This is a genomic window from Ammoniphilus resinae, from assembly GCF_017873965.1.
Lineage (GTDB): Bacteria > Bacillota > Bacilli > Aneurinibacillales > RAOX-1 > Ammoniphilus_A > Ammoniphilus_A resinae.
Window position 1 is genome coordinate 461,364 of record NZ_JAGGKT010000001.1, and the last position, 12,786, is coordinate 474,149.

Here is a 12,786-nt window from a genome sequence, read left to right on the forward strand (position 1 = left end):
ATAGCGGGAACAATGTGGTACATTATACGATAAATTTGGCGTTTAATGAAGGTGGAAACGATGAAAATATCGATTTTGGGAATAGAGGAGACATATCAGCGGAGCTTCCAGCATATAATTCAGCTTTTTTTGGAAGATCCAGAAGTAGTGTTTCAAACAGATGAAAACGCAAATCTTTTGGTTAGCTATCCGATTATGAGTGACAAACAGGTGCATATCCTGCTTGAAAACGTAGAGAACCATCAAAGGCTTGAAAAAACAGTTTCCAGTGTGACAAGGATTATCGCAGAAGAAGACAAGAAGAAACATCTTAAGCGGATGATGTCGCAGGCGTTATTATTAGTGCTTCAGGACTTTACTGGGATCGAACAACCATGGGGAATTCTCACTGGAATTAGACCAACTAAACTTCTACATAGGCAACTCCGTGAAGGGAAAGATCTGCCCCAATCTCAACAGAAAATTAAAGAAGAATACTTGGTTCGTAACGAAAAAATTGAGCTGATGCAGGATATTGTGAAATCCCAGCTAACGGCAGTTCCAGATCTATATCAGCTTTCCAAAGAAGTCAGTATTTATATTGGTATTCCATTTTGTCCAACAAAATGTGCCTATTGTACTTTTCCAGCCTATGCGATTCAGGGGAAACAAGGATCTGTTCAGTCTTTCTTAGGTGGGCTTCACTATGAAATGGAAATGATCGGAAACTGGTTAAAGGAACAAGGGATTGGGATTACGACGGTTTATTTCGGTGGTGGAACTCCTACAAGTATTACCGCTGAAGAGATGGATTTGCTTTATGAAAAAATGTATCAGGTGTTTCCGAGAATGGATAAGGTTCGAGAAGTCACGGTAGAGGCGGGGCGTCCGGATACGATCACCGAAGAAAAACTAAAGGTATTAAAAAAGTGGAAGATTGATCGGATAAGCATTAATCCACAGTCTTATATACAGGAGACATTAAATGCCATCGGGCGCCACCACACCGTGGAGGAAACGGTCGAAAAATTTATTCTTTCCCGGGAAATGGGGATGAAAAATATCAATATGGATCTAATTATCGGACTTCCTGGCGAGGGAATTAAGGAATTTCACCATTCTTTGCAAGAAACAGCCCAGCTAATGCCAGAATCCCTAACGGTGCATACCTTATCCTTTAAACGGGCATCAGAAATGACCCGAAATAAAGAGAAATACAAGGTAGCAGATCGATTTGAAGTTATGGAAATGATGAAGCTTGCCGAACAATGGACGATCGAGAAAGGGTATTCCCCATACTACCTTTATCGCCAAAAAAATATACTTGGAAATTTAGAAAATGTAGGGTATGCCCTGCCGGGAAAAGAAAGCATTTATAATATCATGATTATGGAAGAAATGCAGACGATCATTGGGTTAGGGTGCGGTGCCGCAAGCAAGTGGGTTGACCCCGTCACTGGGGAGATTTCCCGCTTTGCCAATCCAAAGGAACCAAAAGCCTATAATGAGAACTACGAACACTATACTAAGGAAAAGATTAAGGCATTAAACCGGCTATTTGGAAAGATGCTTATTAAATAAGATTTTAACTTGACATTGATGAACCTCTTAGGTTAGATTATTAGAAGCTTCGTAAAATCTAGTGTCGATCAATTAAATATCATTAAATCCTTTGAAGGAAAAAAGTAATCAATATATGGGATAGTTCAGAGAGGGAATGCCCCGGCTGCAAGCATTTCCCTAACCAGTTGATGAAAAGACATTCCGGAGGACCTTAGGTGAAACTTCAAGTAACTTAATGGCGTGAGATACGTTATGCAAAAGAGTAAGGATTTTTTCCTTAAATAAGGGTGGTACCACGGGTGATATAAATCTCTCGTCCCTGGCAGATGCTGGGGATGGGAGGTTTTTTTGTATTTTGCAAAACTTAGGTTAAAGGAGGAAGAATTATGGCGATCAATATTCCTCGCGGAACAGCTGATGTTTTGCCTGGTGAGGTTGAACTTTGGCAGTATATTGAGAAACAAGCGAGGGAGACCTGCAAGCTTTTTAATTATCGTGAAATCCGAACGCCCATTTTCGAACATACAGAATTGTTCCAACGCGGTGTAGGAGAAACAACGGATATTGTAGAGAAGGAAATGTACACCTTTATCGATAAAGGTGATCGCAGTATCACCTTAAGACCTGAAGGAACTGCGGCAGTTGTTCGTTCCTATGTAGAAAATAAAATGTATGGGGATCCTGTTCAACCCACAAAATTATTTTATATTGGACCGATGTTTCGGTATGAGCGCCCACAGGCAGGACGAATGCGCCAATTTACTCAATTTGGAGTAGAAGCCATCGGCAGCAATGATCCCGCGATTGATGCGGAAGTAATTGCTCTGGCAATGCGTTTTTATACTAATTTGGGATTAAAAGAACTGCATTTAGAAATCAATAGTGTCGGATGCCAGGTGTGTAGGCCTATTCATCGGGAACATCTGATTCAACATTTGGCAGAGCATAAAGATGAGTTGTGTGATGATTGTAAGTCCCGCTTAGATCGGAATCCACTCCGCATTTTGGATTGTAAAAACGAAAAATGCAAGTCTTTGACAAAGGATGCTCCTAATATTACAGAACATCTCTGTGAAAATTGTGCTCCTCAGTTTGAAGCGGTAAAAGGATATTTGGATCAAGTGCAAATTCCTTATACAGTGAATCCAAGAATGGTGCGTGGACTGGATTATTACACACAAACGGCTTTTGAAATCATGGCGGAGGGGTTTGGGTCTATTACAACCGTCTGTGGTGGCGGCCGTTACAATGGGCTTGTTGAACAAATTGGCGGCAATGATATGCCAGGTATTGGATTTGCCTTAAGTATTGAGCGTGCCCTGCTTACCTTAAAAAGCCAAGGAATTGAATTGCCCGTGGATACGACATTGGACTGTTATCTAATAGCCTTAGGTGAAGAAGCAGAGAAGAAGACGACTGTGCTTTTGGATCAACTTAGGGCCCATGGAATTGCAGCTGATAAAGATTATCTAAGCAGAAAGATGAAAGCGCAGCTAAAGGCAGCAGACCGTTATGGTGCTCGTTTTGTACTGATTGTAGGGGAAGATGAGTTAAAAAATAATGTAGTGATTGTAAAAAACATGCAGGATGGAAGTCAAACGGAAGTGGCTGTGTCCGAACTGATTTCGTACATTCTTGCACAGTAGGCGAACTTTCAAAGGCGACAGACCCACTTTATCAACTAATAAACAAAAGAAAAAGGAGCTAAGATAATGGAAACGTATCGCACAAAGATGTGTGGACAAATCAACAAAGAAGATGTTGGCAAGGAAGTTGTACTAAGTGGTTGGGTGCAAAAACGCCGCGATTTGGGTGGGGTTATTTTCATCGATTTTCGCGATCGCAGCGGATTGGTGCAAATCGTCCTTAACCCGGAGTTTAATGCACAGGCACACGAAATTGGTGATAAAATCCGCAGTGAATATGTATTGACAATCAAGGGGAAAGTGGTTGAACGCAGTCCTGAAACCGTGAATCCTAAGATGGAAACCGGTGAGCTCGAAGTGTATGTTTTTGAAGTGGAGATTCTCAATGATGCAAAAACACCGCCATTCTTAATTGAAGATGGGGTTGATGTGGATGAAAATGTTCGCTTAAAGTATCGTTACCTTGATTTAAGAAGACCATCGATGCAAAAAGGACTGATTCTTCGTCACAAAACAACGAAAGCTTTCCGGGACTTTTTGGACCAAAATCAATTCTTGGAAATGGAAACACCGATGCTGACAAAGAGCACTCCGGAAGGAGCACGTGACTACCTGGTACCAAGCCGCGTACATCCTGGAGAATTCTTTGCCTTGCCGCAATCTCCGCAAATTTTCAAGCAACTTCTGATGGTGTCCGGGTTTGATCGGTATTTTCAAGTCGTTCGCTGTTTTCGTGATGAGGATCTGCGAGCAGACCGGCAACCTGAATTTACCCAGGTGGATATTGAAACATCTTTTATGAAGATGGAAGATTTCCTTCCTTTAATGGAAAAGATGATGGCCTACGTATGTGAACAAGCAATTGGATTAAAGGTTGAACTTCCGTTCCAACGTTTGACCTATACAGATGCAATGAATCGTTACGGATCTGACAAGCCTGACCTGCGGTTTGGCATGGAGCTTACAGATATTTCGGATTTGGCTGCTAATTGTGGATTCAAAGTGTTTAGTGGGGCTATTGAAAAGGGTGGACAAGTCAAAGGGATTAATGTTAAAGGCTGCGGACATTACTCGCGTAAAGATGTGGACGATCTGATGAAATTTGCTTCCAAGTACGGGGCAAAAGGATTGGCCTGGATTGCTTTCAAGGATGGCGAAATTAAAGGACCTATTGGCAAATTCTTCAACGAAGACGAAATCAATAATTTTAAAACTCGCTTCGAAGCTGAAGAAGGCGACTTGTTATTGTTTGTTGCTGACTCAGCAAAGGTTGTGGCGGACGCCCTTGGTGCCCTTCGTTTGAAATTTGGAAAAGAATTAGGACTTATTAATAATGATGTCTTTAAATTTGCTTGGGTAGTTGATTTCCCATTATTAGAATTCGACGAAGAAGCAAAGCGCTATGTGGCCCTCCACCATCCGTTTACCATGCCAAGAGTAGAGGATATCCCTTTATTTGATACAAATCCCGGAGAGATCCGCGCGCAAGCCTATGATTTGGTGCTTAATGGCTATGAAGTAGGTGGCGGAAGCTCACGTATTTACAAACGAGATATCCAGGAAAAAATGTTTAAAGCCCTCGGCTTTAGTGCAGAGGAAGCACAGGAGAAATTTGGTTTCCTGCTTGATGCCTTTGAATACGGAACACCTCCACACGGCGGTATGGCACTAGGGCTTGACCGTTTGGTCATGCTACTTGCTGGTCGAAATAATTTGCGTGAGGTAATCGCCTTCCCAAAAACAGCAAGTGCCACCGATCCAATGACAGATGCGCCAGGGCCAGTGGATCAAAAACAGCTTAATGAACTAAGTATTGAATTGAAATTGCCGGAAGAAGTTAAGGCCTAAATGAAAGATACCTGTTGCTAACGCTTTCATTTTAAGCTAAAATAACAATATAAAGAGTCCTAAGATGTACGTGAACCTAACGGTTTTGAGCCCAACAGAGATTGAAAAAGAATTCCGGAGTTTTCCTGATGGAATGGATTTCGTTAGCTTTAACGCTTTAACGAACATTGAAGCAGGGAACAGGATGTACCCGCGAGGGATTGGTTTTGAGCTAAGGTTCAAAACGAAGGCCTGGCACGGCATAAACGGGACTCTACTAGTGTAAATGAAAAGCTTCCTTTGGAAGCTTTTTTGCTTTTTAGGAGAGGTAGTGTTGGGGAAATAACGCCCCTTTCCTATTCGACCATCTTATGTTATATTTACTTTTTGAAAAAGGTGGTTATCATATAAGTTAACTGAGATTTTTTGAAAGGGGCACCATTTATGTTGCATCAGTTCTCAAGAACCGAACTCGGGATTGGTTCTGAGGGGTTGGAAGTTTTACGAAATAGTACAGTTGCTGTGCTTGGAGTCGGAGGGGTGGGATCCTTCACAGTAGAAGCGCTAGCCCGTTCGGCAGTAGGACGGATTATACTATTGGACAAGGATGTTGTGGACATTACGAATATCAACCGCCAACTCCATTCGTTATTGGATACCATTGGCCAGGAAAAGACGGAATTAATGAAAGATCGCATTGCGAGAATTAATCCGGAATGTGAAGTCATTGTCTTAAACATGTTTTATAATGAGGAAACATATGAGCAGTTATTCTCTGCGGTGGATCGAATAGATTACCTTGTTGATGCAATGGATACTGTTTCAAGTAAAATCCATTTAGTCAAGGAATGCAAAAAACGGGGGATTCCGATTATTGCTAGCATGGGTGCCGCTAATAAAACAGACCCCACACGCTTTAAGGTAGCCGATCTTTTTCAAACTTCCTATGATCCAATCGCAAAGGTAATGCGTAGGGAACTCCGAAAAGATGGCATTAAAAAAGGGGTGAAGGTTGTCTACTCTACAGAAATCCCAGTCAAGCAAAGGGAGGATGTATTGCAACAGGTTGTGCAAAATCCTAATACCCCTATTCGCAAAGCAAAGCAACCCCCTGCCTCGAATTCATTCGTTCCAGCCGTTGCGGGCTTGATCATGGCAAGTGTAGCGATTAACGATTTGCTGGATAGCGCGAATGTCAAAATTGAGCGAGTGAGTCAATAGACTCAAATAAAGACTGTGCAAAGTCAAACGTACAGTCTTTTTTGTTTTAGAACTCGTTCCTTTACATGATGCAATTGTTTTCTTATAATGACATCAATTAACCTAGAAATAGAGGGAGTTTGCTATGGATTTATTTTCATATGACTTTCAGGAGCCGACCCAGGATAACGGACGTGACTCAGGGGCAGGCAACAGGCAGCCTTTGGCGGCAAGAATGCGGCCAAGAACACTGGATGATTTCGTTGGGCAGGAGGATATTGTAGGGAAGGGGAAACTGCTGCGTCGGGCGATCGAAGCAGACCAAATCTCATCTCTTATATTTTATGGGCCGCCGGGAACGGGGAAGACTACGCTAGCAAAGGTGATTTCGGGGACGACAAAGGCTTATTTCACAGAGATCAATGCGGTGACCGCTGGGGTTGCGGATATTCGAAGAGTGGTAGACGAGGCCAAGCAGCGGTATAACATGTATCGCCAAAGAACCACTTTATTTATTGACGAGATTCATCGCTTTAATAAATCTCAACAGGATGCTCTCTTGCCCTTTGTCGAAGAAGGAACGATTATCCTAATTGGAGCAACCACGGAAAATCCTTTTTTTGAAGTCAATTCTGCTTTATTGTCCCGCTCGCAAATTTTTTCTCTACATTCTTTGACCCCCCAACATATGAAACAAATTCTTTATCGTGCCACCCTAGACAAAGAGAATGGTTACGGCGAGCTTGATATTCAGTTGACACCGGATGGTGAAGAACATCTTATTCAATATGCAGAGGGGGATGCGCGCAAGCTGTTGAATGCCTTGGAATTGGCCGTGACAACAACGATCCCTAATGAGCAAAATCAAATCGTAATCACCCTTGAAGTGGCCGTCGAATCGATCCAACGGCGAGCGGTTCGCTACGATAAAAATGGGGATCGACACTATGATACGGTTTCCGCATTCATCAAATCGATGCGCGGCTCGGATCCTGATGCAGCACTTTATTGGCTAGCGCAAATGATCGATGCAGGCGAAGATCCACTATTCATTGCGCGCAGAATTGTCATCTTGGCCTCCGAGGATATAGGAAATGCCGATCCACAAGCTCTTCAAGTAGCTGTTTCCGCCTTTCAAGCCTTGCAATTGATAGGCATGCCGGAAGGAAGAATTATTTTAGGACAAGCGGTTTCCTATTGTGCAAGCGCACCGAAAAGTAACGCTGCTTATAATGGAATAAACGAAGCCTTGCACTGGGTAAGAACTAAGGGCCATGGTCCTGTACCGCGTCATTTAAAGGATGCCCATTATAAAGGAGCAGCTAAGCTTGGGCATGGAGAAGGGTATTTGTACCCTCATCATTATCCGGGGCATTATGTTAAACAACAATACTTACCAGATGGGGTTCAAGAAAAATTCTACAAGCCGACAGAAAATGGATACGAAAAACAGATAAAGGATTATTTAATATCTCTGGAGAGGGAAAAATAGAACAGAACTTAAATGGGGTGTAATAATGAAAATTTCCACCAAAGGTAGGTATGGACTGACCATCATGATGGAATTAGCAAACCGTTATGGAGAAGGACCAGTCTCATTAAAAAGCATAGCACAGAAAAATGATCTTTCCGAACATTATTTGGAACAGCTTGTAGCACCGCTGCGCAACGCGGAATTGGTGAAAAGTGTCCGGGGAGCCTACGGAGGCTATATTTTGACCAAAAACCCGGTAGAAATCACAGCTGGCGATATTATTCGGGTGCTTGAAGGGCCAATTAGTCCGGTAGAATTTGAAGAAGAAGAGGATCCGGCAAAACGGGATTTATGGTTGAAGATTAAGGACGCTATTTCAGAGGTTTTGGATTCAACCACCTTACAGGATTTAATTTCCTACCAGGACAACGGATTAATGGATTCCTATATGTTTTATATTTAGGCGGGTGACAGAGATGAAAGAAATTTATTTTGATCATGCGGCAACAACTCCGGTCCACCCGGAAGTAGTCGCAGCAATGCTTCCATATTTCACAGAAGTATATGGAAACCCGTCCAGTATTCATCGTTTTGGAAGAAAGGTAAAAACCGGGATCGACAAGGCGCGTTCAAATATCGCAACTAGTCTGCACACGGAACATAGCCGAATTGTTTTTACAAGCGGTGGGACAGAAGCGGATAACCTGGCGATCATCGGAACTGCCCTGGCCAATCGGGACAGAGGGAACCATATTATCACCTCTAGCGTCGAGCATCATGCGGTGCTTCACAGCTGTGAACACTTGGAAAGGTTAGGGTTTGAGGTCACTTATCTTCCCGTAGATCAGACGGGCCGGGTGAATCCAGACGATATACGCAAGGCGATTAAAAATTCAACTATTCTTATTTCCATAATGTATGGAAATAATGAGGTGGGAACCCTTCAGCCCATTCAGGAAATTGGAACGATTGCACGTGAAAATGGGGTTTACATGCACACAGATGCAGTTCAGGCATTTGGGATCTTACCAATCAACACAAGTGAGTTACCCATCGACATGCTTTCCGTTTCAGCGCATAAAATCAATGGACCCAAAGGGATGGGCGCACTCTATGTTTCAAAAGACGTTCGATTCGCTCCGCTGCTATATGGCGGCGAACAGGAGAAAAAGAGACGTGCTGGAACGGAAAATGTGCCGGCAATCATTGGTTTTGGCAAAGCCATAGAAATATCCCAGGTTGCCATGCAGGAAAGGCAACAGAAATATGTTGAAATTCGAGAAATGATGCTTAGCGTTTGGAAACAGGCAGGCATAGACTTTTGCCTGAATGGGCATCCAACTGAATATTTACCACATATACTCAATGTCAGCTTTATTGGTCAAAATACAGAAACACTGCTCATGAATTTGGATTTAGAGGGGATTGCTTGTTCTAGCGGTTCTGCCTGTTCTGCCGGATCGTTAGAGATATCTCACGTCCTAAAAGCCATGAAGCTAGAGGAAGAACGCCAGCGTTCAGCGATTCGTTTTAGTTTTGGAATCAATAATACAATGGAACAAGCCGTCTATGCAGCAAATAAGGTGGTAGAAATTATAAACAGACTTCGGTAGAAAAAAGGTTGATGAAAATGAGTCAGACAAATCAAAATACCCGCGTTGTCGTGGGGATGTCAGGTGGCGTGGATTCCTCTGTTGCTGCACTTCTGCTTAAACAACAGGGGTATGATGTAATCGGTATATTTATGAAAAACTGGGATGATACAGATGAATTTGGCCACTGCACGGCTGATGAGGACTATGAGGATGTACGCCGTGTCTGCGACCAAATTGAAATCCCCTATTATACCGTCAATTTTGAAAAAGAGTATTGGGATAAGGTTTTCACTTATTTCCTAGATGAATATAAAAAAGGGCGGACACCTAACCCCGATGTCATGTGTAATAAAGAAATTAAATTTAAGGCTTTTTTGGAAAAAGCCCTTTCCCTTGGAGCTGATTATTTGGCCACTGGTCATTACGCACGGGTTGAACATAGAAATGGGGAAGCACATCTTCTAAGGGGATTGGATCAAAACAAAGACCAAACCTATTTTCTTAATCAACTTGGACAACATCAGTTAATTAAATCAATGTTCCCTATTGGTCATTTGCAAAAGCCAGAAGTGAGAAAGATTGCCATGGAGGCAGGTCTGGCAACTGCAAAGAAAAAGGATAGTACGGGGATCTGTTTTATCGGTGAAAGAGATTTCAAAGAGTTTCTGAGCCATTATCTTCCTGCACAACCGGGTGAAATTCAGACACTGGAGGGGGAAGTCAAAGGAAGGCACGACGGCCTAATGTATTATACTCTTGGCCAAAGACAAGGACTTGGAATAGGCGGTTCGGGAACTGGTGAACCATGGTTTGTGGTTGGTAAAGATTTGAAGCAAAACGTCTTGTATGTTACACAAGGTTCCACCCATCCAAGCCTATTCTCCTATGGCTTGTTGGCCAGTGATTTAAACTGGATTCCCAACGAAATGCCGCAGCAAACCTTTGAATGTACAGCGAAATTCCGTTATCGTCAACCGGATCAAAAGGTTCAAGTGGAGATATTAAATGAGAATTGCTGGAAGGTGGTTTTTGAAAAACCACAAAAGGCTATTACACCGGGTCAAGCCGTTGTTTTCTATAACGGGGAAGAATGCCTTGGCGGGGGGACGATTGATCAAGCTTTGGACAAAGACGAATGTTAGTTGCCGTTCATGCAAATGAAAAAATTGTAGAACATACGGTAAAATACTTCTGCACAGACTAAGAAAGCGGAAGGAGGGTCTTCCCGTGTACAAAGCGAATGATGTAATCGGCTTGCCTGTCATTGATCTACAAAAAGGACAAGAGCTGGGAATTGTTCGCGATGTTCTGTTCGATCAGGGATGGACGTTCCAAGGCCTGCTCGTTGAAGTGAAAACTTTTTTTCGACGGGGCCGCTTTATCCCTTCCGACTCTATCCACGCGATCGGTGGGGACTGTGTAACAGTATCCGATTCGGAATCCTTACAATGGATTTCAGGCTTCGAGCACCTTAATGGCCTAAAGAACGGACAGAAAACGCTCCTTGAGAAATCGGTTATTACCCCAGATGGTTCGATCTTGGGCCATGTAGAGGATATCTATTTTCAGGAGGAGTTGGCTTCCCCAGGGGATATTAGTTCCGAAAGGGAGTATAGTTCAATCGTGGGTTTTGAAATTTCCGATGGATTTTTAACGGATCTAAAGGAAGGAAGAAAGACAATAAAACCCCTTCAACAGGTCAATATCGGTGAGGATGCTATCGTGATCCCCATCTTTGAGGAAGAAGAATCCACTACAAAAGGGGAGAATACAAAATGAGAAACATGTCTTGGATCGTTGGACTTGGAGTTTTAGCATTAGCCATGGTTGGTTGGGCTTTTCCAAAAAGACAGAAATCCCCATGGATGAAGACAATGAAATGGGGAAAAATGGCCGTTGTTCCCATGAGAAAATGGGCGGTTAAGTCGGGTAGTCGGATTAAAGGAATGGTAAAGTAAACAGATCCCTTATGGAATTTGCCGTGTCAAAAAAGAAGTACCTCCCTGCTTTTTAATGAATGTGGAGGTTACTTCTTTTTTGCTTGTACTGACTAGACTAATCCTTACAGTTCAATATTTTATGGAAAATAGGAAATAATAAGAAGGCAATTCCTTTGAAGGGAGGGAATCCAAGTGTTTAACTCCAAATTCATGAAGTTTTTCCTCCTTGCATTGTCTATCTTGATTCTGACTAGCTCCATGTATTTGTTAGTAAAGCTTTCTCCCGTATTGGGATGGATTTGGGCAATTGTTAAAGCGGTCCTAACCCCCCTTCTTATTTCAATCATTATCGCCTATCTTTTGAATCCTATTGTAACCCTTTTACAGCAGAGAAATGTGCCCAGAGGGATTGCTGTTTTTATAATTTATTTTAGTTTTTCCCTATTTTTCGTTGTTTTGTTAATGAATCTTATCCCGTCCTTTTTAAAGCAATCCAAAGATTTAACTGAACATATTCCCGAACTTGTTGGAACTTATCAGAGCTGGTTGTCTGAGATTCATACCCATAAATACGATTTACCTGCCAGTATGAGAAATGCGATTGATGGGGCCTTGGTTAATTCGGAGATGCGTACAACTCAATTTTTTTCAGGCATTTTGGATGGTGCAGGTGGTTTGTTTCAAAAGCTGCTTAATTTCCTAGTGATCCCTTTTATTGTTTTCTATTTGCTAAAAGATATGGAGATGCTGCAAAGAGCCTTTCTCTGGTTTGTTCCGCGGACGAAACGAAAAGAGGCGACAAAACTGTTTCAGGATATTGACCGTGCCCTGGGAAATTATATTGGCGGCCAGTTATTAGTTTGTGGAATTGTTGGATGCTTGGCTTATGTTGGTTATTGGTTTATCGATATGCCCTATGCCCTCATCTTTGCAGTGTTCATTACCGTGACAAATATCATTCCCTACGTTGGACCATTAATTGGAGCCGCACCTTCCATACTTTTGGCTTTGACGATCTCTTGGGAAATGACCCTGCTCGTTTTTGCGGTAAATTTAGTTGTTCAGATGCTTGAAGGTAATCTCATTTCGCCAATGGTGATGGGAAAACGGCTGCAGCTACATCCACTCCTCATAATTATTGCCCTCCTTTTAGGCGAAGAAATTGCTGGTCTAATTGGATTGATCTTTGCAGTACCGATTGTTGCTGTGTTAAGGGTCATTTCACAGCATGTCATTTTACACTTGGTGAAACATTGACATGAAGAAAAAGAATCCTTATAATGACAAAAGATTGAATAGTGATTGATGAAGGATCAAGTAGACTGGCAATTCTTCTTTTACAGAGAGGATACCCCTTGGGTGGAAGGGTGTCTAGGAAGAGCACGGTTGAAAGCCAATCTGGAGAGCAGGGAACCTGCCGGATCGACGCCGTTACAGTCATTGAGGAGGCACTATTGTTACGTGCAACCAGGGTGGTACCGCGAGATGAACTCTCGTCCCTGTATAGGGATGAGGGTTTTTTGTATTTTGAGATAAGCAAAAAAATTTTGACTAGGGTCTAT

The 12,786-nt window shown here is 42.5% G+C and carries 12 protein-coding genes and 1 other annotated feature; all 12 genes read left to right on the forward strand.

From position 1 onward, the window contains the following. Nucleotides 1-60: 60 nt before the first annotated feature. The 12 genes from J2Z37_RS02165 to J2Z37_RS02220 all read left to right on the forward strand — a co-directional run bounded on the left by J2Z37_RS02165 (nt 61) and on the right by J2Z37_RS02220 (nt 12,481). Nucleotides 61-1,560: a coproporphyrinogen III oxidase gene (locus tag J2Z37_RS02165; protein ID WP_209808436.1), complete on the forward strand. Its 1,500-nt coding sequence runs from the start codon at nt 61-63 to the stop codon at nt 1,558-1,560. 82 nt (nt 1,561-1,642) lie between these two features. Beyond that, nucleotides 1,643-1,866, forward strand: a binding site (T-box leader). Nucleotides 1,867-1,928: 62 nt separating this feature from the next. Further along, on the forward strand, nt 1,929-3,188 hold the full coding sequence (gene hisS, locus J2Z37_RS02170; protein ID WP_209808439.1) for a histidine--tRNA ligase: 1,260 nt from the start codon (nt 1,929-1,931) through the stop codon (nt 3,186-3,188). A gap of 66 nt (nt 3,189-3,254) precedes the next feature. Next, nucleotides 3,255-5,036, forward strand: a complete 1,782-nt coding sequence (aspS, locus tag J2Z37_RS02175) for an aspartate--tRNA ligase (RefSeq protein WP_209808441.1) — start codon at nt 3,255-3,257, stop codon at nt 5,034-5,036. A gap of 64 nt (nt 5,037-5,100) precedes the next feature. Continuing rightward, nucleotides 5,101-5,301 (forward strand): hypothetical protein, encoded by a 201-nt coding sequence (locus J2Z37_RS02180; protein WP_209808443.1) that lies wholly within the window; start codon nt 5,101-5,103, stop codon nt 5,299-5,301. Nucleotides 5,302-5,459: 158 nt separating this feature from the next. Next, entirely contained in the window at nt 5,460-6,236 is a 777-nt protein-coding gene (locus J2Z37_RS02185) for a tRNA threonylcarbamoyladenosine dehydratase (RefSeq protein WP_209808445.1), read from the forward strand. Between the two features lie 124 nt (nt 6,237-6,360). After that, complete coding sequence (locus tag J2Z37_RS02190; protein WP_209808447.1) at nt 6,361-7,707, forward strand: AAA family ATPase; 1,347 nt, start codon at nt 6,361-6,363, stop codon at nt 7,705-7,707. Nucleotides 7,708-7,732: 25 nt separating this feature from the next. Continuing rightward, nucleotides 7,733-8,152: a cysteine metabolism transcriptional regulator CymR gene (gene cymR / locus J2Z37_RS02195; protein WP_209808449.1), complete on the forward strand. Its 420-nt coding sequence runs from the start codon at nt 7,733-7,735 to the stop codon at nt 8,150-8,152. A 13-nt stretch (nt 8,153-8,165) separates the two neighbouring features. Beyond that, nucleotides 8,166-9,302: a cysteine desulfurase family protein gene (locus tag J2Z37_RS02200; protein WP_209808452.1), complete on the forward strand. Its 1,137-nt coding sequence runs from the start codon at nt 8,166-8,168 to the stop codon at nt 9,300-9,302. Nucleotides 9,303-9,319: 17 nt separating this feature from the next. Further along, the gene (mnmA, locus tag J2Z37_RS02205; protein WP_209808454.1) at nt 9,320-10,426 is read left to right on the forward strand and encodes a tRNA 2-thiouridine(34) synthase MnmA; all 1,107 of its coding nucleotides are present in this window, start codon (nt 9,320-9,322) and stop codon (nt 10,424-10,426) included. Between the two features lie 85 nt (nt 10,427-10,511). Then, complete coding sequence (locus J2Z37_RS02210) at nt 10,512-11,063, forward strand: PRC-barrel domain-containing protein (protein WP_209808456.1); 552 nt, start codon at nt 10,512-10,514, stop codon at nt 11,061-11,063. After that, the gene (locus J2Z37_RS02215) at nt 11,060-11,242 is read left to right on the forward strand and encodes a hypothetical protein (RefSeq protein ID WP_209808458.1); all 183 of its coding nucleotides are present in this window, start codon (nt 11,060-11,062) and stop codon (nt 11,240-11,242) included. The genes J2Z37_RS02210 and J2Z37_RS02215 overlap by 4 nt, the downstream gene beginning before the upstream one ends. A 174-nt stretch (nt 11,243-11,416) precedes the next feature. Further along, on the forward strand, nt 11,417-12,481 hold the full coding sequence (locus tag J2Z37_RS02220; protein ID WP_209808460.1) for an AI-2E family transporter: 1,065 nt from the start codon (nt 11,417-11,419) through the stop codon (nt 12,479-12,481). Nucleotides 12,482-12,786 lie beyond the last annotated feature (305 nt).